This is a genomic window from Butyricicoccus faecihominis, from assembly GCF_014648015.1.
Taxonomy (GTDB): domain Bacteria; phylum Bacillota; class Clostridia; order Oscillospirales; family Butyricicoccaceae; genus Agathobaculum; species Agathobaculum butyriciproducens.
The window spans coordinates 259,447-283,516 of sequence record NZ_BMQH01000003.1 but is presented as its reverse complement, the minus strand read 5'-3'; the positions used below and the strand labels follow the sequence as shown (position 1 = coordinate 283,516).

Annotated in this window: 19 protein-coding genes and 1 tRNA gene; 8 read left to right on the top strand and 12 right to left on the bottom strand. The window is 52.9% G+C overall.

Annotated features, from left to right (window positions below; all coding sequences use genetic code 11):
* Positions 1-564: 564 nt before the first annotated feature.
* Both efp and IEY11_RS04615 read left to right on the top strand, forming a co-directional pair.
* Positions 565-1,131, top strand: a complete 567-nt coding sequence (gene efp, locus IEY11_RS04620) for an elongation factor P (RefSeq protein ID WP_110437112.1) — start codon at positions 565-567, stop codon at positions 1,129-1,131.
* 42 nt (positions 1,132-1,173) lie between these two features.
* Positions 1,174-1,249 (top strand) — tRNA-Val (locus tag IEY11_RS04615).
* Positions 1,250-1,386: 137 nt separating this feature from the next.
* Here IEY11_RS04615 and IEY11_RS04610 read toward each other — a convergent pair.
* The 7 genes from IEY11_RS04610 to IEY11_RS04580 form a co-directional block, all read right to left on the bottom strand.
* Entirely contained in the window at positions 1,387-2,475 is a 1,089-nt protein-coding gene (locus IEY11_RS04610; protein WP_201309115.1) for a M56 family metallopeptidase, read from the bottom strand.
* A gap of 61 nt (positions 2,476-2,536) precedes the next feature.
* Positions 2,537-2,959: a BlaI/MecI/CopY family transcriptional regulator gene (locus IEY11_RS04605; protein ID WP_188885918.1), complete on the bottom strand. Its 423-nt coding sequence runs from the start codon at positions 2,957-2,959 to the stop codon at positions 2,537-2,539.
* A 194-nt stretch (positions 2,960-3,153) separates the two neighbouring features.
* Positions 3,154-3,543, bottom strand: a complete 390-nt coding sequence (locus IEY11_RS04600; protein ID WP_243183951.1) for a DUF1284 domain-containing protein — start codon at positions 3,541-3,543, stop codon at positions 3,154-3,156.
* Complete coding sequence (locus IEY11_RS04595; RefSeq protein WP_188885917.1) at positions 3,540-4,109, bottom strand: biotin transporter BioY; 570 nt, start codon at positions 4,107-4,109, stop codon at positions 3,540-3,542. Before IEY11_RS04595 ends, IEY11_RS04600 begins: the two co-directional genes overlap by 4 nt.
* Before the next feature lie 140 nt (positions 4,110-4,249).
* A complete protein-coding gene (locus IEY11_RS04590; RefSeq protein ID WP_188885916.1) occupies positions 4,250-5,299 on the bottom strand; it encodes an FUSC family protein in 1,050 nt (349 codons plus the stop codon).
* 77 nt (positions 5,300-5,376) lie between these two features.
* Complete coding sequence (locus IEY11_RS04585) at positions 5,377-6,300, bottom strand: helix-turn-helix domain-containing protein (protein ID WP_188885915.1); 924 nt, start codon at positions 6,298-6,300, stop codon at positions 5,377-5,379.
* A gap of 102 nt (positions 6,301-6,402) precedes the next feature.
* Positions 6,403-7,116, bottom strand: coding sequence for a tetratricopeptide repeat protein (locus IEY11_RS04580; protein ID WP_110437105.1), 714 nt, complete (start codon positions 7,114-7,116; stop codon positions 6,403-6,405).
* Positions 7,117-7,372: 256 nt separating this feature from the next.
* On the opposite strand from IEY11_RS04580, the gene IEY11_RS04575 reads away from it, so the two are divergent.
* The 3 genes from IEY11_RS04575 (at position 7,373) to IEY11_RS04565 (ending at position 10,832) form a co-directional block, all read left to right on the top strand.
* The gene (locus IEY11_RS04575; RefSeq protein ID WP_188885914.1) at positions 7,373-8,647 is read left to right on the top strand and encodes an SPFH domain-containing protein; all 1,275 of its coding nucleotides are present in this window, start codon (positions 7,373-7,375) and stop codon (positions 8,645-8,647) included.
* Positions 8,648-8,734: 87 nt separating this feature from the next.
* Complete coding sequence (locus IEY11_RS04570; RefSeq protein ID WP_118285294.1) at positions 8,735-9,841, top strand: primosomal protein N'; 1,107 nt, start codon at positions 8,735-8,737, stop codon at positions 9,839-9,841.
* 13 nt (positions 9,842-9,854) lie between these two features.
* Entirely contained in the window at positions 9,855-10,832 is a 978-nt protein-coding gene (locus IEY11_RS04565; RefSeq protein WP_118730384.1) for a TPM domain-containing protein, read from the top strand.
* A gap of 82 nt (positions 10,833-10,914) precedes the next feature.
* On the opposite strand, the gene IEY11_RS04560 is transcribed toward IEY11_RS04565, so the two are convergent.
* Both IEY11_RS04560 and IEY11_RS04555 read right to left on the bottom strand, forming a co-directional pair.
* Positions 10,915-11,772 (bottom strand): hypothetical protein, encoded by an 858-nt coding sequence (locus tag IEY11_RS04560; protein WP_118730383.1) that lies wholly within the window; start codon positions 11,770-11,772, stop codon positions 10,915-10,917.
* Positions 11,772-12,245: a hypothetical protein gene (locus IEY11_RS04555; protein ID WP_188885913.1), complete on the bottom strand. Its 474-nt coding sequence runs from the start codon at positions 12,243-12,245 to the stop codon at positions 11,772-11,774. The genes IEY11_RS04560 and IEY11_RS04555 overlap by 1 nt, the downstream gene beginning before the upstream one ends.
* 335 nt (positions 12,246-12,580) lie before the next feature.
* Between IEY11_RS04555 and IEY11_RS04550 the strand changes: the two genes are divergently transcribed.
* From IEY11_RS04550 to IEY11_RS04540, 3 genes are all read left to right on the top strand, one after another.
* The gene (locus IEY11_RS04550; RefSeq protein ID WP_188885912.1) at positions 12,581-13,645 is read left to right on the top strand and encodes an FkbM family methyltransferase; all 1,065 of its coding nucleotides are present in this window, start codon (positions 12,581-12,583) and stop codon (positions 13,643-13,645) included.
* Positions 13,646-13,725: 80 nt separating this feature from the next.
* Positions 13,726-14,166: an HIT family protein gene (locus tag IEY11_RS04545; protein ID WP_242988075.1), complete on the top strand. Its 441-nt coding sequence runs from the start codon at positions 13,726-13,728 to the stop codon at positions 14,164-14,166.
* Between the two features lie 854 nt (positions 14,167-15,020).
* Positions 15,021-16,385, top strand: coding sequence for a replication initiation factor domain-containing protein (locus tag IEY11_RS04540; RefSeq protein ID WP_188885911.1), 1,365 nt, complete (start codon positions 15,021-15,023; stop codon positions 16,383-16,385).
* Positions 16,386-16,462: 77 nt separating this feature from the next.
* Here the strand turns inward: IEY11_RS04540 and IEY11_RS04535 are convergent, their stop codons facing one another.
* The 3 genes from IEY11_RS04535 to IEY11_RS04525 all read right to left on the bottom strand — a co-directional run bounded on the left by IEY11_RS04535 (position 16,463) and on the right by IEY11_RS04525 (position 24,047).
* Entirely contained in the window at positions 16,463-16,864 is a 402-nt protein-coding gene (locus tag IEY11_RS04535) for a hypothetical protein (RefSeq protein WP_117492824.1), read from the bottom strand.
* A gap of 1 nt (position 16,865) precedes the next feature.
* On the bottom strand, positions 16,866-17,288 hold the full coding sequence (locus tag IEY11_RS04530) for a hypothetical protein (RefSeq protein ID WP_188885910.1): 423 nt from the start codon (positions 17,286-17,288) through the stop codon (positions 16,866-16,868).
* A gap of 72 nt (positions 17,289-17,360) precedes the next feature.
* A complete protein-coding gene (locus tag IEY11_RS04525) occupies positions 17,361-24,047 on the bottom strand; it encodes an RHS repeat-associated core domain-containing protein (RefSeq protein WP_188885909.1) in 6,687 nt (2,228 codons plus the stop codon).
* Between the last annotated feature and the right edge of the window lie 23 nt (positions 24,048-24,070).

Genomic DNA, 24,070 nt, shown 5'->3' with positions numbered 1-24,070 from the left:
TGTAGCAGTACGCTGTCTGTGAACTGCGAAAAGGTGGAGAAAGACACGCTGCGGTAACCCGACTGCCGTACTCCTTTTCGGAGCGGTCACATATAGGAAATCTGCGCCAGATTAGGAAGCAAGGGAAAGGTAGGAGTTCAAAGAGGAAGGAAAACCGCAGGTTGTCCTTCCTTTTTGCCCACCGCCGTGGGTACGGCGTCGTCCCCGCGGCGGGCGCCGCAACGTCCCCGCCGTCCGCAGACGGCGAATCCCCTCGCTGAGGTTCAGCGGAAAACTCTCCGCCCGGAAAGGGCGAACCCGCTGACGCAGTTCGAGTACCCCGGTCCGCCGGTGCAGGAAAAGGAGCCGCCCCGTTAGGCCGAACCCGCCTGCGGCAGTTCGTATGCCCCGGTCAACCAGTGCAGGAAAGCGCCGAGTTCCACCGCGATAAAAATTTTCAAGAAAATATGCGTTACCCTCTTGCAAAATACGCGAAAATAGGGTATTATATACAAGCACTGTTTTGTATGAACAGTCGAATGATGCTTAATGATGTAAAAAATACTATTATTTGGAGGCATAGCGATTATGACCGCAGGTGAATTTCGTAACGGCGTAACTTTTGAAATGGACGGTCAGGTACAGCAGGTTATTGAGTTCCAGCATGTAAAGCCGGGCAAGGGCGCTGCTTTTGTTCGTGTCAAGATGAAGAACGTCGTAACCGGTGCGGTTACTGAGACCTCCTTCAACCCGACTGCTAAGTTCGAGGAGGCTTTCGTAGAGCGCCGCGAGATGCAGTATCTGTACAATGAAGGTGACCTGTACTACTTCATGGACAACGAGACCTACGAGCAGATTCCGATCAGCAAGGATACTCTGGGCGACGATTTCCGCTTCGTGAAGGAGAACGAGAACGTTAAGGTTCTTTCCTACAAGGGCAGCGTTTTCGCAGTTGAGCCGCCGCTGTTCGTTGAGCTCGAGATCACTGAGACCGAGCCGGGCGTTAAGGGCAACACTGCTACTAACGTACTCAAGCCCGCTACCGTTGAGACCGGTGCTGTTGTTAAGGTTCCGATCTTTATCGAGCAGGGTGAGCGCATCCAGATCGATACCCGTACCGGTGAGTATCTGGGCCGCAGCAAGACCAAGTAAAAACTTGCAGCCAGCAGGGATGGCAGCCGCCGTCCCTGATTCGGACATTTAGCTCAGCTGGAAGAGCATCCGCTTGACGTGCGGAAGGTCAGCGGTTCGAACCCGTTAATGTCCACCACCAAGCCACTCATTGTGAGTGGCTTTTTCTTTTGTCTGCACAAAAAGCAGCTGAGACCCCACATCTCAGCTGCTTCTATTTCGTCCCACATTTTGCTTTTACTCTCTGTGCTGCCGCTATCCTTCGGCAGCTGCCTTTTATTGCTCGGTCTCGCGGATATATTTGAAAACCGAGTGCTCCAGATAAAATTGCACGTCACCTTCTGTCAGCTCATACGGCTTGTGACCGTCAATGCACAGCCAGTATCGTCCGTCCGCACTTTGCTTGAGATAGGCATTCTCGTCGTTAAAATAGACGGTCGAGCTGCTGTCAAGCTCGGCCGGCGGCTCGAATGCCGGCTGCGGCAGCACCGCATACGACAGTGCCAGCAGAACGGCAAAGCTGCCGATGAGTACGGCGCTTGCGGTTCGGCCGTTCGGCTGCTCTGCGCAGGCGAGCACGGCGGTGAATCGCTCCCGCATGGCCTTATTCGCCTCGGCGCGAAACAGGGCCGTGGACGGCTGCGGCACCGGCTGCTGCGTGCAGCCTTGCTTCATTGCGGCGAGGATGGCGCGCAGATAGGCTGTGCGTTCCTGCGCATTCAGCGTCTGTGCAATCGCGCGGTCGCACTTAAGCTCGAGCGTTTGTTCCAAATCCTTTTGCAGCAGGTATACGACCGGATTCCACCAGAAAATGATGCAGTACAGCGTTACGAGCAGCTTGACAGCCGTATCATGGTTGAGAAAATGCGTGTACTCATGCAGCAGAATGTAGTGCAGTTCGGCATCTGTGTACGTCTTGTCCGGCAGAATGATGTACCGGCGCAGCACACCTACGCCAAAGGCAGATTCGATATTCGCGGCTGTACGTCCGCGAACTTTGATGGTGCGGCCGGTCTGCCGCCGGATCTCGCTCAGCAGGGAAACCGTGCGGCTGTCCCATGGCTTGGCTTGCCGCGCAGCGCGGATGGCTTTGCGATACTGCAGCGCGTAATGGATCAGCAGAAAAACTGTGCCGAGCAGCCAGATTGCACACAAAAGCAGTCCGACCGGCAGGTGCGTGACCGAATCGGGCTTGCGCGCCAGAAAGCTGTAGATGCGCGGATACACGACGCTGTCGCTCACAATCACTGCGTGCGGAAACTCGAGCGGCAGCAGCAGGCGCGCGGCGCAGAACAGGTAAAGCAGCACCATAGTCAGCACGCCGAAATGCGGCCGGAAGCGTGTGTGCCGCACAAGATAGATCACAATGATCAACAAACTGCTCCACAAAAGTGCAGATATAAAGGAAAACAGGGTTATTTGCATATTATTTATCTTCTTTGTTCTGCAGCGCAGCTTCGTACTGATCGACCATTTTTTCCAGCTCGGCAATCAGCTTTTCTTCCTGCTCGGATTCGTTTGATTTGGCGGTTTTTTTGAACAGCGCCACGGCGATTCGGGCAAACAGTGCCTGGTTCACGCCTTGCTCCTCGAGCATGTTCGCCAGAAATTCGTCCTTGGTGTAGCAGGGGACAAACTGCCGCGACTGATAGCGTCCGTTTTGCAGCAGACCGCTGACCTGCACCATGTCTTTTTTGACAAGCTGACCGAGCAGTTTGTCGATATAATTGGTGTTCCAGCTGGCTTCCGTAACTTTTTCAGCAAGCTGCAGCGTTGTGAGCGGACGGTTTTCCCGCCATAAGGTGTCCATCAGAATTTCCTCGGAGTTGGACAGCTTGAAGCGCTTCATTGGCTTCACCTCTGTTTTGATAATCACCTGCAAGGTGTTTATTATAAGATAAGAATAACCACCTTGAAGGTGGTTGTCAATATCTTGATGGAAATTTGTAGGAATATCTGAAACTGGACATGATAAATTGTGAGAAGTGACAACATATTTTCTGGTGACAGGGGGAAGAGGCACACCTTTCGGTGTGCCTCATTTCATTTTCCGCAGATATTCTTTTTGCAGGCGCTGACGGGGTACCACGCACATCCGCGACAAATATCCTCCAGCATGGCTGGGGTCATTTGTGTGTCGATTGCACGGATCAGGTCCTGATAAACATACTCGCCCTCGTGCAAATCAAAGTATTCGACCGTCTTTCGGTCAAAGCGAGAGACCTTTTCCTGTGCTTCGCACAGGTTGTCAGCGGTGTGGTGCGGGCAGTGCGCGCATAGAGAATCCGAACCAAAGACAAGCCGGATTCGGGTTCCCGGTACATTTCGCAGAGAATGCACAATCGCACTCATATTTTGCACAAATTCTGTGCTATAGCCCTTGCCGGAGTAGCCTTGTGTGCAAAGCAGATGATGCGGGCGCAGCCGGATCATGCCTTGAGCCCCGGGATGCGCTTGCGAACGAGAAAGCCGATCACGGTTGCAAGAACAGCCTTGATGACAGCGGTCGGGATGAACGGCAGCACGCATGCGGTCACGCCTGCGGCGATCGAGCTGTTCATGAGTACGCAGAACATCGCCGTGCCGACAACATAGTTGGCAATCGTGCCGACGATCAGTGCGAGTACATACGCGCCGCGGAATGCATGGCGGTGGTCGGCGCCCCAGCCGATAATAAACGCCATCAGCGGGAAGGAGATCAGAAAACCGCCGGTAGGACCGATAAACTTGTCAAAACCGCCGGAAAAGTTCGCAAGCACCGGTACGCCGACGGCACCGAGCAGCAGATAAATTACGCTTGAAACCGTGCTCAGCTTGGCGCCGAGAACGACAGCCGCCAGTGTAATCGCAAACGTCTGCATGGTCATGGGTACGCCGCCGGGCATCGGAATGGAAATCTGCGCCATGATCGCGATGACCGCCGCGAACAGTCCGGAATAGCAGATGTCGCGCACGGAAAACGCGCTGCGCTGTGCGGGCTTGCTGGAAATGTCACTCATTGGGAGTTCCTCCTCGTTGTTTTGCTTATTGCATTAAACCACAGATTTACTGCAATGTCAACTAATTTCGGAAAAATGGTTGACGGTGTGCGCGAAAAAGAAACAGCTGTTCCGTGCATTTGCACAGAACAGCTGTTTGCTCAGCTCGCAGAGCGCTCCCAGCGGGCAAAAAGGCGGTGGAGAATCAGGCAGAACAGCAGCGCAAAGACCACGCCGAACACATTCTGCGCGACACGCAGACCGACCGCGCTTTTGAGTCCGTATGCGCTGGTTGCAATAGCGAGCGCACCGAACGTGTTGAACACAGCCTGCCAGCCGTATTTCGCGGAAAAACCGACACCGATGCCGCCAATCACGCCGATATAGGCGTAAATCGAGGACGGAAGCAGGAAATAAAGCGCTAAAAAGCAGCAAACACCCGCAATATTTCCAATGATACGCCAGCGAACGCGGTAGCGCATATCGTCCATCGCGGGAAGGATTGCGCTCATGGCGGCAATGCCCGCCCACATCGCACGCGGCATGCCGCTCAACTCTGCAAGGAAAAGCACGAGCGGAACGCAGATGATCTGGCAAAGCTGCCATTTGGAGCGCGGATGGCGCAGATCGAAAGCAGGAAGGATGTCTCCTGCACAGAGCTCATAGGCATTGCCGCGATGGTTGCCGTAGAATACCGCGCAGACCAGAAGCGCACCGACAGCAAGTCCAAACAGGCGCATTTGATAGGCGTGCCCGCTCACATCGTAACCATACAGCAGCAGATAGCCGAGCACGAGTGTGGACTGATTAAACATTCTCGGCTCGTGGCAGCCGAACAGAATGAGCAGGGCAATCGCAGCAGCATTGATGAACAATCCGCCGACCGGGCCGGCCAGATTGGCTGCATGCGGTCCGACGGCCATAATGCCGAAAAATCCGGCGAGCAGCAGCGTGGACTGCTCTGTGCGAATGCACAGATGTGCGCTGCGGAATACGAGCAGATACAGCAGCACGACTACGCCGACAATGCTGTTGTCCGCGCCGAAGCCCAGACTGTAAAGTGAAACAAAAATAAAGCAGAATGCGACGGTTATCGCAATTTTGGTCAAGTACACGGCAATATGGTACAGCTTTTCGCGCTGTGACGCACTCTCGCGGATGATTTTCTTTGAGCCTGCCTGATTGACCTGTAATTCCTGATAAAATGTCATGAAATTCCTTTCCAATAGGTGAAAATGAGTAACTGTATAACTATATCACCATCGAGAAAGAATTTCAACTGTTTTTTTTAAAATCGAACAACAGGCCGGATATACTTCCAGAAACGCACACAATCGTGCACAAAATAGAACACACGACCGGGTGCGGTATCCAGACAGCAGCCGGCGGCCTCGTAATCGAAATCACGCATCGCACGCTCGATTTTTGCCTCAACAAGATTGTTTTCCGTCTGCAGATCAAACGGACCGTGCTCGAAAACCAGATAATCCCCTTCGGGGACCTTCATTAGCTGCAGCGGAGCGGGCACCGCGTCGGTGCAATCGCGCGGCAGACGCACACCCCAGCATTCCGCCAGAGGAATGCCCCAGCTGCAGATACGGCCGCTCGGCTCGTTCACGAACGCCATCTGCTGCTCGGCTTCGGGGGCAAGCTGCCGCAGAAGGGCGCTGACCGTTTCTAAATCCGCTCCGGGAATGCAAGCCTGCTTTTGCATAAAATCCCAGTAACCGATGCTCTCGTAGTTGCGAATGTGTGCAAATTTGTGCGACGGAAGCGTGATAAAATACGTCTGTACATCGTTTTCCGTGCCTGCGGGAGCCTGCTCTGCGAGGTAGCAGTCCAGCGGCCGAATCACCGTGCGCAGTGACAGCGGGCGGGGAGAGCGCCGATATTCGCCGGGCGTGATGCCGTAAGCCGCACGGAACGCGCGCGTGAACGCCTCCTGCGAGGAAAAACCGCAGTCGAGCGCGATATCGAGCAGCCGCTGTTCTCCGTCCCGAACCGCGGGCAGCGCGAGCGCCGGACGGCGTGCCTGTACAAAATCCCGCAGGGAAGTGCCCGTCAGCGCATGGAATTTGTGCGAGACCTGCGACTGCGAACAGTCAAGCAGCCGGGCTAAATGCGCGAGTGTCAGCGTTTCGCCCTCACGCGCACGGATACAGCGGTCAATCTCGGCAATCAGCCGCAGAACATTGTCGTGCCAGTTTTGCATGAAAATCCCTCCTTGTCCCTGCATGATACAGGAAAATGAGCTGTGTCGCTTGATCTGACCTGCAAAAAAGAAAAACCGACGTAAAAACGCCGGTTTTCGATCTTATCCGTTCTTCTTGATGGCATTGATGAGCTGCTCGGCCTGCGGAGCGCCGTGCTTCTTGGCCTGCTCGGCCCAGTAGAGCGCCTCGCGCGCATTATGCGGCGTGCCTTCGCCGCGTGCGTACAGGATAGCGGTGTTCATCATGCACGCTGCGTTGCCGCCCTGAGCAGCCTTGAGAAAATACTGGAAGGCGAAGGCCGCATCCTGCGGAACACCGGTACCGGTGCTGTACAGCCATGCCAGACGGCCCATCGCCAGCACGTTGCCGCGGTTTGCGGCAATCTGGTACCAGCGGACAGCCTCGTCCATGTCCTTCTCCAAGCCGCGGTCGCCCGTCTCGATCAGGCTGGCGATCAGTGCCGCAGCCTCCGGATGACCGTATTCAGCGGCCTTGCGGTACCAGGTGAGCGCGGTCTGCTGATTCTTTTTCACGCCGAAGCCCTTGTCGTGGTAGCATGCCAGATTGAACATAGCAACCGGATCGTTTTGCTCAGCCGCCTTTTTTGTCCATTCAAAGGCATTCTCAGCATTCTTTTCCACGCCCTGTCCGCGCTCATACAGCGAGCCGAGCGCACGCTGTGCCGGCGCACAGCCGTCCTCCGCGAGAGCCAGCCACTGACCGGCTGCTTCGGCAAAATTGCCTGCCTTATATGCGTCCAGAGCCTGCTCGAACGCCTGTTCAATGCTCTGCTGATTTTCCTTGTTCGCTTCCATTGTTTACTCCTCCAGACAGTACCGCCTTCGAAATATGCGGTATGCAGATATCTTATTTTATCACACCGCACGTCGAAAGTCTACGAAAAAAGCGGAAGAAATAGCATGGCACAACCGTATCTTGACAAAAATGTGAAATGTGTGTGAATGGACTTGCGCTTTGCGCTGAAAAAACGTAAACTGGAAATAGGATTTCTTAAACCAGGGTATAGATCGTAAGACAACGGCACTCTATCAGATAAAAGGAGAATGGCAAATGGGACTTATCAAAGCAGCAGCAGGCGCGGGCGGCGGTGTGCTGGCTGATCAGTGGAAGGAATATTTTTACTGTGATGCGATAAACGCGGACGTGCTCGCAGTCAAGGGCCGCAAAAAGGTCACCAAGCGGTCGAGCAACACCAAGGGCGACGAGGATATCATCACGAGCGGCTCGGTCATCGCGGTGGCGGACGGACAGGCGATGATGATCGTCGATCAGGGCAAGGTCGTGGAAGCCGCATTCGAGCCGGGTGAGTTCGTCTACGATTCGTCCGCCGAGCCGACTATTTTCGCCGGTTCGTTTGGTGACAGCGTGTGCAAAATGTTCGCCAACATGGCCAAGCGCTTCACGTTCGGCGGAGAAGCGCCGCGCACGCAGCGCGTCTACTATTTCAACACCAAGGAGCTGACCGGCAACAAGTACGGAACCGCGTCTCCGGTGCCGTTCCGCGTGCTCGATGAGCGGGCGGGCATCGACATGGACATTGGCCTGCGGTGCTTCGGCGAGTACAGCTACAAGATTGTCAATCCCATGCTGTTCTATACCAACGTGTGCGGCAACATGGCAGAGGAATACCGCCGGGAAAATCTGGACAGCCAGCTCAAAAGCGAGCTGTTGACCGCGCTGCAGCCCGCCTTTGCGCGCATTGGTGCAAACGGTGTGCGCTACTCGGCGCTGCCCGCGCATACGATGGAGATTGCGGAAGCGCTCAACGAACAGCTTTCGTCCAAGTGGCGTGAGCTGCGCGGCATCGAGATCGTGTCGTTCGGCGTCAACTCGGTCAAGGCAGACGAGGAGGACGAAAAGACCATCAAGGAAATGCAGCGCGAGGCCGCCTACCGCGACCCGACCCGTGCGGCAGGCTCGCTCGTGCACGCGCAGGCCGAGGCGATGAAGTCTGCGGCAGCGAATGCGAACGCCGGTCCGGCGATGGCGTTCATGGGCATGAATATGGCCGGTCAGGCAGGCGGCGCCAGCGTGCAGAATCTGTACGCAATGGGTCAGCAGCAGACACGGCAGGCGCAGACGGCAGGTGAGTGGACGTGCTCGTGCGGACAGACCGGCAACACCGGAAAATTTTGCATGGGCTGCGGCAGGCCCAAGCCCGAGCAGAATAGCTGGAAATGCGTTTGCGGTACGGTCAATACCGGCAAATTCTGCTCCGAGTGCGGAAAACCCCGACCGGAGAATACGACCTGGACGTGCTCGTGCGGCGCAGTGAATCAGGGAAAGTTTTGCTCGGAGTGCGGCAAGGCAAAACCAAATATGTAAAAATGATAGACGATTCAATGCATATCGTAGGGTGAGGGCAACCCGCCCTACGGATTCACTTCAAAAATAAAAAGTGATGGTGAAGAAATGTCAGACAAAGCAACAAACTACCAATGCCCGTCCTGCACGGGACCGCTGCACTACGACGGCGCCGCGGGACGGCTGCAATGCGACTACTGCGGCTCGTCATTTGACCCGGCAGAGATCGAAAAGCTGTACGCCGAAAAGGAACAGCAGGCCGCGTCTCAGCCGGAGACGGGGAGCGACACCGGCGAATGGCAGTCCTCCGCAGATGAGGACTGGGGCACGGACGCGGACAAGATGCGCGTATACAGCTGTCCGTCCTGCGGTGCGCAGCTGATCTGCGAGGAGACCACGGCGGCGACCTCGTGCCCGTACTGCGGCAACCCGACCGTCATTCCCGAGCAGTTCAGCGGCATTCTCAAGCCGGACTACATACTGCCGTTCAAGCTGAGCAAGGAGGACGCGGTTTCCGCGCTCAAGCAGCATTACAAGGGAAAGCTGCTGCTGCCCAAGCTGTTCCGCGATAATAACCATATCGAGGAGCTGCGCGGCATTTATGTGCCGTTCTGGCTGTTCGACGGTGAAGCCGAAGGCAGCGCGAATTACATGGCAACGACCACGCGCGTGTTCCGTCACGGAGACACGGAAATCACCGAGACCAGCTTTTACGAGGTGCAGCGCGCGGGTACGCTGCCGTTCAGCCGTGTTCCGGTGGATGCATCGCGCAAGATGCCGGATGATTATATGGATTCCATCGAGCCGTTTGATTATGCCGGCCTGAAGCCGTTCTCGACCGCCTATCTGCCCGGATTTTTCGCGGATAAGTTCGATGTTTCCATCGAGGAGAGCAGCAGCCGTGCGGACAAGCGCTGTCGGCAGTCGCTGTCGGATGCGCTGCAGGGAACCGCGCGAAATGGCCGTCCGTATACCTCGGTCACGCCGACCGGCGAGGATATTCACCTCAAACGCACCGGCGTGCATTACGCGCTGCTGCCGGTCTGGATGCTGAATACCCGCTGGAACGGCAAGAATTACATGTTTGCGATGAACGGTCAGACTGGACGCATGGTCGGTGACCTGCCGGTGGACAGAAAGCGGTTCTGGGGTCTGTTTGCCGCCGTTGCCGCGCCCATGACTGCGGTGCTGACGGCGCTGCTGTATTTTCTGTAAGGAGGCGGCGTAGATGAAAAACAAGAGAAAACTGCGCCTGGCTGCGCTCTTAGCCGTGCTTTTGCTGCTGTTTCCGGCCTTTGCGGTTGAGGACGATATAACGGATGAGAGCGACACCTCGACCACCCAGACGGAGGAAACTGACCAGACCGCACCGCTCGGCGGCACGGATTCGATTGACCCGTCGGCAGACAAGCCGCGCGTGTTCGACTATGAAGAGGTGCTGACGCAGGTCCAGATTGACACGCTCGAGGAAAAGACCAGGGCGATCGCGGAGAAGTATGGCATCGGTGTCGGCATCATCACGATTGACGACTACACGCCGTACGGCGATGACGCTTATGATGCGGCGGAGCAGCTCTACAACGAGCTTGATCTGGGTGCGAGCGAGGACGGCGACGGCGTGGCGCTGCTCATCAGTCTGGATGACCGCGATTTTGCGACCTATGTGCATGGCGCGAAAGCCGAGGAGATTTTCAGCGATGCGGTCCTGCAGAATTTGGAGCCGTATTTCCTGGATAATTTCGGAAACGATGACTGGTACGGCGGCTTATCGGACTTCGTTTCCGGCTGTGAGTGGTATCTGCAGCATGTAGCCGAAGGCGGCGAAGCCGGTGTGCCGGTGCATAATGAGGTCGAGATTTCGGACAGTACGCAGGAAGACACAGCGGACGATTCGTTTTCGCTCGGCGGTGCATTCGGTCTGTCGCTGCTCATTTCGTGCGTGGCGGCGCTGATCGTGTGCATGGTGTTCCGCTCGCAGATGAAATCCGTGCGTACGCAGACGACGGCAAATCAGTATGTGGGAAACGGCGGCCTCAATCTGACGCTCAGCCGCGATATTTACCGTTATACCTCGCAGAAGCGGCGGCAGATTCCGCGGAATGACAATAATAACAACCCGACCGGCGGCGGTCACGGCGGAGCCGGATTTTCCGGCAGCGTCAGCCATACCAGCAGCGGCGGACATGGGAGAAGCGGTAAATTCTGAATGAAGAATGGAAAATGGAGAATGAACATAGCTGCATTTTCCGTAAACAAAAAGCAAAAGACAGCCGACAGGCTGTCTTTTTTTATGCAAAAAACGGAGATAATTCCGCAATTTTCGCAATCGTTTTGGATTCCTCCGGGAAGTCCTTCTGCAGCCTTGCGGCACACCGTCTGCAGAAATCCTCATACAACTTGGGATTCTCCCGCATTTGCTGCTTAAAGCCCCAGATATGGGTAAAATATCCGTTCTGCGCACCGCCGAACAGCGCAGGCAGGTCGCTGAGAGCAGCTGCGCGTGCGTGCTTTTTCTCGGCGCACATGGCAAGCAGCCGCTGTTCAGCGAACACCATGTAAGTGAGTGCGTCATCGGCATCCGGTGAGCAGCGCATGAACCGAATGGCGGTGTCCGTGTAGTACCGTCGGAATTCGTCATTGCCGAAATAGGCGAGCGCGGTATTGAACGGCTGCACCGTCCAGTCAAATGAATCAAGCGGGAAGCCTTCGGTTTTGGCGAATGCCGTTTGATCCGGATAGATGGACGGCATAATGTCCTCGCGGTGGATGGCTGCGGCGTCCGGTCCGTCGAGCAGATTACTGATGGATTTCCAGCAGATGAAATCTGTATCAAGCATCACGCACGGCGACGGCACAGCGGAGAGCGCGTACAGTTTACCGGCCGCCCAGAAGGCTGTGGCGTTTATGTCCTCGGGCATGGTGTCCAACAGGGGATACACGCCGTCATCCCACAAAAAACAAAGTCCGAGCGATTCATAATAACGCTTGGAAGGCGTGTCGCAGATCATGCGGATCGAACCGTTCTCCCTGCGCCACTCGAGCGCGGAAAGCGCGGTCGTGAGCAGTTCAAACGGCTCGATTCGGTATTCCATATGGGGATTGCGGACGAAAAACGGCTTTGTCCAGTTGGAGTGGAACGCCTGCATCAGATCAGCTCCAATCCGTAGCCGCCGACCGGGCACGAGCCGGAACCGAACCGGAACGAACCCGATCCGGAACCGGAATAACTGGTGCGGTAAGAGGTGGTGTACGAGGTCACATACGAGCCGGAGCCTGAGCCGCACGGCACGCAAACGGTCTGTATAACGGTGGTTTCGCCGGATTCGGAGACAGCGGTTTCCTCACCTGCTGTCGAGGGGACAGCGCCGCCCATGATGGGCACCGGAGGACGCTCGTCATCGGCCGGATACCAGCCCTCCGGGTAGGGGTCCACCGCGAAAACAGGTGCTGGTGCGGCAGACTGTGCCGGATCACTTGCTTCGGGTGCGGTCTCGGGAGCAGGTGCTTCTTCGGTTTTCGGTTGGCAATGCCGCGCATAGCTCGCTTCGTCGAACACAACGCCGTCGATCTCGCGGTATTTTTCCGGATTCATTGCCACAATACCGTTCGGCTTGGACATAACACCACACACCTCTCATTCACTAATTATAATTATATATGAAGGGAGCGCAATCCGCAACCGCAAACAAGCAAAATTTTGGCTTTACAATCCGCAGACGGTTTTCGTATAATAGTAGGGAGAAAACAGATACGGTGTTCCGGTCGGTTTATTATGCTGTACCATGTAAAATATTGTAGGGGCGCGCATTGCGCGTCCGTTTTATCCGGTTAGTACAATATCAATTCTGCAGATTGGATTGAACAATTACCGTAGGGCAAGAGAAGCCACTCTGGAGTGACTCGCCCTGCGGTAAAAGTTGATAAATGTCATTTGTATATAGAATGGGAGAAATTATGGATTTTTTATCGTTAGAGCAGTCGGTCTGGCGCCGATTGCAGGAAGAAACGCGTCCAATCGCGCTGTACGGCATGGGCGACGGCGCGGACAAAATACTTGCGCAGTTCGAGCGGCTGGGCATTCGTGCGTCTGCGGTGTTCGCGAGCGACGAATTTGCCCGCGGCAATCTGTTCCACGGGTTCTGCGTGCGCAAGCTGTCGGACACGGTGGCGGAACTTGGCGAGGATATTGTAATCGTGATTGCGTTCGCCAGCCAAAGAGCCGAGGTGCTGCAGCTGATGTATGCCCTCGAGGACAAATACGACGTGGTGGCGCCGGATGTTCCGGTAGTCGAGGGACCGCTGTTCGATGAGGATTTCGTGCGCGCGCATCAGGACGAAATGCAGCGTGCGTATGATCTTCTGGCGGATGATTTGTCGCGCGAGGTTTTCCTCGACACCGTGCGCTTTAAGCTGTCCGGCAAAATGGAATACCTGCGTCACAGCGAATCCGACAAGGATGAGGTGTTTCATAATCTCCTGCGCCCGACCGCAGAGGAGCACTTCTCCGACCTCGGCGCATACAACGGCGACACCATCCGCGAGCTGCTGCACTACACGGACGGCAAATTTGCGTCCGTTACCGCCCTCGAACCCGATCGCCGCAGCTTCCGCAAGCTGAATGAGTGGGCGAGTGCCAATATCACGGGCGATGTTACGCTCGTGCAGGCGGGCGCGTGGAACGAGGACACGGTCAAATGCTTCACCGATCAGGCAGGCCGCCAGTCCCGCGTATCGGGGCAGGGCAAAGAGACGCAGATGCGTGCGCTCGACAGCGTGCTGTCCGGACGCCCGTGCACCTATCTCAAAATGGACGTGGAGGGCGCAGAGCGCGAAGCCATCGCCGGTGCCGAGAAAACCATTCGGCAGTACGCGCCCAAGCTGAATATTGCTGCCTATCATCGCAGTGAGGATTTCTTTCAGCTGCCGCTGCTCATCCATGCGCTGCAGCCGAGCTACCGGCTGTATCTGCGTCACCATCCTTATGTTCCGGCGTGGGATACGAATTTGTACGCAATATAAAAAACAGTGGAAATCCCGGTCGGGCCGTTGTATAATAAAGATAGATTACGGCAGGGTGTGACCTGCCGGAGAATTTATACATGAAGGAGATCATAACAATGGGTTGTTTTTACTGTGATGAGCACCATGAGGGCCGCGAAGCAATCATGTTTAAGGTTGGCGACATGAAGGCAGGTACCCTGTACCTGTTCAAGGATCAGGCACACAAGGGCCGCTGCGCACTGGCGCTCAAGAGCCATAAGAAGGAGCTGTGCGAGTGCGACGAGCAGGAGCGCAACGATTACTGTGCAGATCTGGCTGCTGCTTCCGGCGCTATCAAGAAGCTGTGGGGCTGCACCAAGATCAACCTCGGTTCGTTCGGCGACAGCAATCCGCACCTGCATTTCCACATCGTACCGAAGTACGAGGGCGGCTTTGAGTTCGGCGGCAGCTTTGCCATCACCAATCCGGAGCCGGTTATCCTGAAGGACGAGGAGTACAAGGAAATGATCGAGGCTCTGAAGAAAGAGCTGAACCTCTGATTTTTGTTCCTGATACGAGAACAGCATCGAACTTTACGGTTCGGTGCTGTTTTTTATACCTAAAGTTTAGAATTTGTTGTTTCAGGTATCGCGCGGCAGCGCGCATGAAATAGCATTTGCTCTGCAAATGCTCAAAAAGGGGGAGCAGGTATCACCCTTTTGGAACTTCTGGAGGGAGAAAGTTTCTGTATAGGAACTTTCGGACGACTTTGGAACGGCCCACGGTCCGTTCCTGCTTGTCGGCGAAACTGTAGTTCTAATACGAAAAAAACAGAGCCTATTTTCTCCACGCATACTATTTTTTTGATTAAGAACCAAATTACCACTCAAAGACCGCACAATAAGAAATTTTTAACCATTCTAAAAACGATGCACTGCAAAATGCCCCAAATGTTAATGGTTCCATTATCGTCTGATAATGTTCATCTGGTGTTAACTGGTGTTAATAACTTTGGTACATTTTCGGGTGCAAACACTCTGCGGAAGATGGTTCAGTCAGCAACAACAAAGTCAATCACAAACGAATAAACCAAGACGGAAAACCGTCCTTTGAAGTTACATTCAGAGGGCGGTTTTTGTTTACTCCAAAACAGGCCATATCAGCCTGTCACAGTGCCCGAACGGCAAGCTGCGGCGTGCAGCGCGCAAGCCGCAAGCGAAGCCGGTCGCGGTGCTGTTGGGACGCGGTGCAGCCGCGTCCCTTGCCTTAAACCCCCTGTATCTAACAGGGGGGTGGAACTACAACAAGAAACTACAAAAACCTCAGACCCCATGCCGGAAACCTCGCAATCAGCGATTCGGCAGTGTCCGAAACTTCCGGTTTAGGGTATTTGACATAGAAAGGAGCCTGTCTTATGAACAGCACTATCAGTGAATATATTAAAACCTCGCGTCTGGAACTTGGTTTAACGCAGGACGAACTCGCCCAGCGTGCCGGTATCAGTGTGCGCTACCTGTGCGATATTGAGAATGACCATGGTATTCCATCAGATTGGGTATACGAAAGTTTGCAGCAGGCACTCTCCAATCACGAACAGAACCGCATGAAATGGGGCGCACAGCTTCGCAAGACGCGCCGCGCTTACGGTGTCGAACAGGAGTGGTTCGCGCTTCAACTCGGCATGACAACAAAGCAGCTTCGCGCTTTGGAAACCGGCAAGACCGAGTTACCTTATGAGAAGCGTTTTGAAATCATGTCTGCAATCGAGCGATTCAATCCCGAGAACGAACCGTTGTCCATCATGTTTGACTATATGCGAATCCGTTTCAAGACAACGGACGCACGATATGTGCTTGAAAAAATTCTGCGGCTCAACATGAAATATGTAATCTCCGAGGACGGCGGTGTGTACGGCTATTCGTACCGCTTTACGCACGGAAACATTCTCGTTCTGTCCTCGCCCGATGAAGAAAAAGGCGTGCTGCTGGAACTGCGCGGGCGCGGCTGCCGTGAGTTTGAGTGCTACCTGCGCGGACAGAAACGGTCGTGGTATGAGTTTATGCGTGACTGCGCTGCCGAGGGCTGCGTATTCAAGCGCATTGACCTTGCAATCAACGACCATGCAGGACTACTCCATGTGCCGACGCTGTACCGCAAGCGCGTTACTGGCGAGTGTGTCACGCGGCTGCGGAATGTGGAATACTTCGCGTCCGGTCGGGAAAATTCGTGGGAAACCGACGAGGACTTAAAGATGGAGATGGGTCACACGCTCTATCTTGGCTCTAAGGATTCCGATGTGTACTTCTGTATCTATGAAAAAGCACAGGAGCAAAAGGCTAAATTCGGCAAGTCAATTGAGGACGCAGACATTCTTAACCGCTTTGAACTGCGGCTGACGAACAACGCGGCGGAAAATTCCGCAGACGCGCTAATGGACAGCGAGGACGCGGCAGGAACAGCGTTTTCCATCATCAACAACTATGTACGCTTCATCGAGCCGCAAACCGATAAGCGGCGTTATGACTGCCCTACGGACAAGCACTGGGAACAGTTCATGCAGGGCGAGGAACGCAAACTGAAACTGACAATGAAGCCGAAGCCGTTCGACTTAGAACGCACGGAAAACTGGATTAACAAGCAGGTCGCAAAGTCTATCAAAATGCTGCAAGAGATTGAGAAAAGGAAAGGTCGGGATTTTGTGCAGCAGCTTTTGGGCGGCACGGTGCTGAACGAAAAGCATAGGAAGATTGTTGCACAGGTGACGAGTGAATGGAAGTAAAAGAACAGCCACCGGAGAAAATTCTCCGGTGGCTGTAAAATAATCATTTATTGCTAGATATGGGATTGCATATAGCCTTAGCAAATCAACGTCCTAACAGTCTCGTAAAACTCAATTCCAACTTTTCGTTGCAATTTCTTATCGTACTGAGTGACACGCATACAAATCTCCTTTCGATATGGATTTTCTGCATCTTCTATCCAATCGACTATTTCCACTTCCATTTGAATAGAGTTTGCAAACTCTTCAACATCTTCCGTATCTGCGTTAGGTTTCAGCCTCAAAATTTCTTGAACCAAGTCTTCCCTATCAAAGGAATATGAAATCTCCTTTGGATGATCAATATCCCAATGAACACCGACAAAAGAGGACACATCAATTTTCGGTGTGAGTATATGAATTGCAGTCAACACTAACGCAATAAAGGCCATAAGTAGTATTGTACGTATAAAATATTTTGCATATTGTGCTGCTTTCATATCAATCTATCGAATTTATATTAGGCGGTACTGTGCTAACAATATCAATACGAAAATCCTCTGTTGTCATAATATAATGAAGGTACTCTTTGTTTTCATATGCATTCGACTGAAACATATCTACTTCTTTCGCTCGATGTGCTAAATCCGATTCATCGGTTATATAAAATCCAATACACGGTGGGGGCGCTCCTGATTGCTGTATATAATCATCGTCCATATCTTGAGTAACTAAATCACTTCCTAAATTATATTCAAACTTCGCAATCTCAACATTTAAGTGGAAATGAATTTGATATTTCTTATCGCTTAGTGATCGCAAGTCAATCAAAAGTCCATTCTCATTCCACGAATATCCATCAAGCATCATGGTATCGTGATATTTTTCGTATTCTTGTTTGAAATATAACCATTCTTTGAACATACTATCGTACCTCTGATTTTTAATTTATGTGAGCATAGATAAATTTATCTATGCTCACATATTCCGTGATTCTTAATACCTTATTTTAATTTTTCCCTGTTGCAAACACCAACGACTTTCCGTGCTACTCCAATGAAGGTTGTATGTGGTTCCATTAGCACCAGTGCCAATATAGGTTGTTTTACCCTTGCTATTGATACTTGTCTTAATGTGTGACAAATTCAAAGAATCAAAGTCTTTTTTAGCCGTAGAGAAACCTTTAGAATTATTTCTTTCATACATGATGTGGTTGCCCTTGGTTTCGTTTCTTTTGGTGCACTTCGACAAGATTTCATTCCATTTTTTCGTTAGCTTCTCACAATCTAATTTGTGATAATAGCTGAAATTATAGGAATCGCCACCAAAGCTATCTGCTGCTGCAACAGCAATAGATATTCCCGCACCTGCGGTAATGACGCCATCAGCTGTTAATGCAGCGCCAACACCCATAATTGCAACACCAATTCCTGTAGGTGCTGTGGCAGTACCAATACCTGCCATACCTCCACCAACAAACATTTCAAAAATAGACTTTGCACTTAGACCAATTCCTGCGGCAGCAACAATGCCATCGCCTATCATTCTTCCTAAGTAGTAAGAATCTTTGAATTTAGACCGATTAAGAAAATACGAATTGATTTTACTACTATTGGTAAGATTTGATTTCAATTCCTGTTGTGTAGGTAGAGCAATGGATATTCGGCGAGTATTCACCAGAGCTTTTAACAAATCAGTTTGCTTTCCAGCCATATTGATAAAAGCAGACGCAACCATGCCACGGACTACATCTTGTCTTCGAGTAGAGTCTGTAAAATGCATTGTATAACTTTTAACAGTTGCTATTATAGACTGTACTCGCTCTTTAATCCATGTTTTTGCTTTATTTAATTGCTCGGTTGTCCAGTTCTTTGCAGATGTTCCCCATTTTTTAATTTGCGCACTGGCGTCAGACCAAATAGAAGTTCCGAAAGGATCGACACCATTGATAGGATTATTCCCGCAATACGCATACCAATTCTCGCCGTCCTTGATGGGGTCTTCCTGCGTGAACCTGTGGTCGGCAGGGTCGTAGAAACGATTCTGCGCGAAATACAGGTCAAGCACTTCGTCCCAAGTGTAGCCGGTGTAATTGTTAGAGTTATCAATACCGCTGAAATTCGTATCTGTGTAAGTTTCGGTCAGCGGATTGCCCCACGGGTCATAGATCGTGTGCGAGATTACCTTGCCGTTTTCGTCTACGGCAAACAGCGTACTGCCAAGGTGGCTGGTGCGATACCACACCTTGCGTACATCGTTTGCAGCAAAGTCACTTTGCAGGTTTTCGCCGCCTTCGCCGCGCTTCGTGCCGACTGCATAGCCATACTCTGCGGAGATTCGGGTGCTGTTCTCATCGTACACATAGCGCTGTGTAAAGCTGCCGTCCTCTGTTACCAGTATATCACGGTTAGCCGCAGAAAGATAGTCTACAACATAGTTCTTTGTTACGGTTTCAAAGTTGCTCTGGAAGGTCGTGCCTACCTCGGTTTCCCATGTGCGCTGCCAGAAAAAGCGTCCGTCCATCAAGAAGTCCAGATAATCGGTGCCATGCGAGCCGTCCTTCAAGTCGGAGTTTGCATGGCCGGCATTCTTGTTGTCACGCACTTGTACATTTTTAATGCGTGCATTGAGCGCATTGTAAGTGTAGGTGCTGCTCTGGCCGTCCTCGGTCTTGCCGGTTTTCAGCTTGTTCTGTGCCGTGTAGGTATATTCGGTCGCGCCGTCCGGTGCAGCCTTCTTAATCAGATTGCCCGCCGCGTCATAGGTATAAGTGGTCGTGCCGTCCTTACCGGTCTTGCTGGTCAAACGGTTCTGCAGGTCGTAGGTGTAAGTGTTCGTACCATCGGAAAGCAGATTGCCTGCAAGGTCGTAGGAATACTTTGTATTCTTGCCCTCGATATTGGTACGGATAAGCTGGTTTGCCTTGTCGTAGTAGTAGCGTACCAACTCGTCCTTCTTGTCAATGTCTACACCGGAACGGTTTTCACTTACGATATTGCCTGCGTCATCATAGGTATACGCAGTCTGACGGCGTGTGCTGTTGCTCTTGGTAACTTCCTTTTGCAGCGTCAGCAGACCAGCGGCGTTATAGTCATACTCGGTCGTGCTGCCGTCGCTGTGGCCTTCCTTGATTGTGCGTCCTTCCGCGTCGCGCGTGTAGGTAATGCCTGTGCCGTCGTGGTCGGTCTGAGACTTCACATTGCCGAGAATATCATACGCGGTCGTAACGGCCTTGCCGTCGGGGTAGGTGATGGACAGACGGTTGCTTGCCGCGTCGTAGGTGTACGCCGTGGTCGTGCTGTCCTCATTCGTAACCTTGGTAGTGCGGGAAAGTGCGTCGAACGCAAATGCTACCGTGCCGTTTCCGTCCTTGGCCGAGGTCATGTTGCCCGCCTTGTCATAGGCAAAGGTCGCAGTACCATCCGCGTCCTTGCGGGAAACCATGCGATACAGCTTGTCATAGGTGTACGCGGTCTGCTTGCCGTTCTCGTCAACCTGCGTCAGCACATTGCCTTCCTTGTCATGCGTGTAGGTAGTCACGCTGCCAAGCGGAGAGGTTTCGGTCAGCAGATTGCCCGCTGCGTCATAAGCATAAGTGGTCGTGGCCTTCTCGTCACCGCCACCATACATCGTCGCACCTGCGGTGTTGCCGAACGAATCATACCGGTACTCGAACATACCGCCTTCGGCGTTGGTCTTGGAAACAAGGCGATTCAAGCCGTCATAGGTGTATACGGTCTTGTTCTTGTTGCCGTCGATTACCGCCGTCTGGTTGCCTGCAAGGTCGTATTCGTACTCGGTTGCATGGTTAAGCTGGTTGGTTTCCTTGACCTGCCGATTCATGCAGTCATACGCATACTTCACCCATTCGTTGTTGCGGTTGGTGTACTGAATGAGATTATTGTTCGCGTCATACTGATAAACGGCATACGCATTATTGGCGTCGGTTTCCTTACGGAGATTACCGGCTGCATCATAGGTGTAGGTAGTCGTTGCACCCAGCTTGTCCGTAGTTGCTGCTACTCTGTCGCGCGCATCATAGGTGTTGGTAACAACACCGGAAAGCGCGTCGGTTTCGGTCAGCACATTGCCGTTCTTGTCATAGGTGTAGGTCGTTGCATTGCCGTTTTCATCGGTTGCAGAAACTACACGACCCAGCGCGTCATAAGCAGACGAGGACACGCCGCCTTCTGCGTCGGTGGTCTTGAGCAGGTTATAGTTTTTGTCGTAGGCATACTGTGTTGCATTGCCTTCACGGTCAGTGGAAACCAGAACATTGCCTACACCGTCATACTGCTTGGTTCCTGCATTACCCAGTCCGTCAATCGTTTTTACCACACGATATGCACCGTCGTACTCGCTCTTTGCGATTACCGTTCCGTCCTTGGTGATAGAAACCGTATTGCCTACCTTGTCGTAGCCGTATTCGGTCACGACACCTATTGCGTTGGTTTCGGTATGCGTTCTGCCGAGTGTGTCATAGGTATACTTGGTTGCATTGCCGTTCTGGTCGGTTACTTCGCTGACATTGCCGAGCGCATTGTAGGTATAGCGGGTTTCGCCGCCGTCCGCATAGGTGATAACCGTAATCTGGTCTTTGCGGTTGTACTGATACGAAGTTTTGTTGCCTTTCGGGTCAGTGACGGTGAGTTGGTTGTCGTTCGCATCATAGGTGGTAGCAGTCTTACCGCCGAGTTCGTCATAGCTTTCTGTCGTGCGTCCCAGCGCGTCATACACCGTGCGGGTCTTGCTGCCGTCTGCGTTAATCTGCTCTACAGCGCGTCCCAGCAGGTCATAGATATACTTTGTCGCATTGCCTTCGGGGTCGGTAACACTAAGCTGATTGCCCGCAAGGTCATAGGTGTACGCGGTAACGCCGCCGAGCGCGTCTGTTTCGGTCAGCAGCCGTCCTACCTTGTCGTAAGTGTAGGTGGTTTCGTTGCCTTCGCCGTCAATCTGCTTTACTGCTGCATTGAGGGCATTGTACTCGGTCTTGGTTTCATTGCCGTTTGCGTCCGTTGTGACAAGCAGATTGCCAACAGGGTCATAGGTATAGGTTGTCTTGTTGCCTGCACCGTCGGTTTCGGTCTTGGTTCGTCCGAGCGCGTCATAGGTGTAGGTTTTCTTGTTGCCTTCTGCGTCGGTTTCCGAAACCGTGCGTCCCATGCTGTCATACGCATAGGTCGTTTCGCCGCCCAGCGCGTCAATCGTCTTTGCTACACGGTCGAGTGCGTCATATTCATAGGTAGTCGCATTGCCTTCCGCGTCCGTAGTCTGGATAAGCAGGCCGCGGTCGTTGTAGGTGTAGCGGGTTTCGTTGCCCTCTGCGTCTGTTACCGATACAAGCTGTGCGGTATCCGTGTCATATTCACAGGTGGTTTCGTTGCCATTTGCATCCGTGCGTTTGAGCGGTTCGCCGTTCGTGCCATATTCGGTCGTTACCGTGCCGCCGAGCGCGTCCTTGGTCGAGGTGGTAAAGCCGTTGGCATTGTACTCATACGAGGTTTCGCCGCCCAGCGCGTCTACGGTTTTCAGCAGCTTGCCCGCCTTGGAGTAAGTATGCCTGGTCGTTGCGGTTGCTGAATCACTCACCTTGGTATGCTCTGCAACAATGCGGCCTACGGCATCGTATTCAAAGCTGGTAACGCCGCCTTCTGCGTCAGTGACAGAAAGCTGCCGTCCCTTATCGTCATACGCATAGGTAGTCTGATTGCCGAGTGCGTCCGTAACCGTAATCGGCAGACCGAGTGCATTATAGGTGTACGAAGTGGTATGTCCGTTCTTATCGCGGAACTCGGTCAAGCTGTGTCCGGAGTAGGTATAGGTTTCCGTATTGCCGAGCGCGTCCGTGATAGACGCAATATCGCCGCCTACCGTATAAGTCAGCGTCATAGCGGTATTGTCCGCATAGCGAACTTTCGTCACATTGCCATTGCTGTCATACTCGTATGCGGTTGCACCGTTCAGACGGTCGCTTGCAGAGTTGGCGCGATAATCGCCGTCATAGGTGTTGGCGGTGGTGTATTCCGTGCCGTCGATAACTGTTCCGATTTTCTGAATGTTGCGGTGGTTATCGTAGTAGTAGCGCGTTTCAAGCCCATTAGCATCTACACAGGTCGTAACACGCGCTTCATCGTCATAGGAAACGTTAGAAACAGTGGGAATGTCCGCATTGATAAATGTCTGCTTTACCACACGGCCTATGCCGTCATACTCGTTCTTAATATAGACTTCGCCTTCAAAGTCGGTAGCACTGTTCAGATAGCCGTCGCCATCGTAGGTATAGTGCAGCGTATCACCGTCCGCATTGGTAACGCCGGTCAGAAGATCGTTGTCATGCTCATACGATACGGTGCGGCCTGCGTTATCGGTCACGGACGAAATATGTCCGTTCGACCATGCCAGCGTATAGCTGCCTGCAATGCCGTCAATCTCGGTCAGTTCATCGCCGTTGTAGGTAAGCTGTGCTACCTGCGTACCATCGGGATTAGAGATGGTTTGCAGCTTGCCGTCATTCGAGAAAATGAACGCTGCGCCGTCCTCGTGCGTCATGCGGTAGCCGCCTGCCGCATCTTCCAGAACAAAGCCGCTGTCTGCCAGAGAATCATAGCCGCCGCCACGGAGCGTAAGGAAGATTTGCTCCTCACCGCCAGGCATTGTCACACGGATAATACCACGGTCATTGATGAGCGAATAGTCATAGCTGTGCGTAAAGCCAGTACCCAGCGCACCCTTGTCGTAGCGCGAGTTGTAAACACGAAGGAAGGTCAGCGGGATAATGCCTTCCAGCTTCAAGTCCTCGTACATGAAGTTGTATGCACCTGTTACCATGTTTACAGGGTCAAGGTTCTGGTAGTCCAGCACCAAGCCTTCCAGTTCGGGGAAACCGGTCAATTCATTGCACGCCAGACTGCCGCTGACAAACTGCTCGTACAGCTTCTTGCGTACTTCATCGGACAAGCTGCCTTCCAGCATGAGGAATGCTGCCGTGCCATCTTCACCGACAACATAATCACGGTAGTCTACCAGCAGTTCGGTACTGACCGCAAACTTTTTCTTGCCGTTCTCCTGCTTCTGCGGCCAAGTATAGTTCTGACCGTGCGTGTGGCTGTCATCACTGCCGGTACACTCGACATTCTTATCCGGTCTGCCGAGCGGTTCAATTTCTACGGTCAGATAAAATACATCTTCATCGAGGTTCGGACCGATAATCGGAATACCATTGAGAGAGCCATCCCATATAAGCGTGTGCTTCATCATGGATACCGGCTCAATATCTTCACCGGCAAAGTTCTTGTCTGCTTGATAAATGCCGTCCTCGGACAGTTCTACCAAACCGCCGTCCGTTTTTGTAGCCGGTGTGTAGGGCGATACCATAGTGTCCGGTGAATCTTCGGGAAGCCATGCTTTAACATCGTTTGCACCGGAGAGCAGATAATTCTCTACAATCGAGCCGACAAATTCTTTCTTCAATCCATCGTCCGAAGGACTGCGGACATAGACATTGATATTCACATACTGCGTAAGCTGATACCCAAATTCCAGTTCCAGATAACCGGTATGCGGGTCGAATGTGCCGCCCTTGATTTCTGCTGCCTGCGCGTCAATGATTGGCACGAATCCAATCACCATGCAAAAGCACAGGAACAGAGAAACTACTCTGCGGACTAATGCTTTCTTCATAAGTTTACCTCCAACTATTCAGG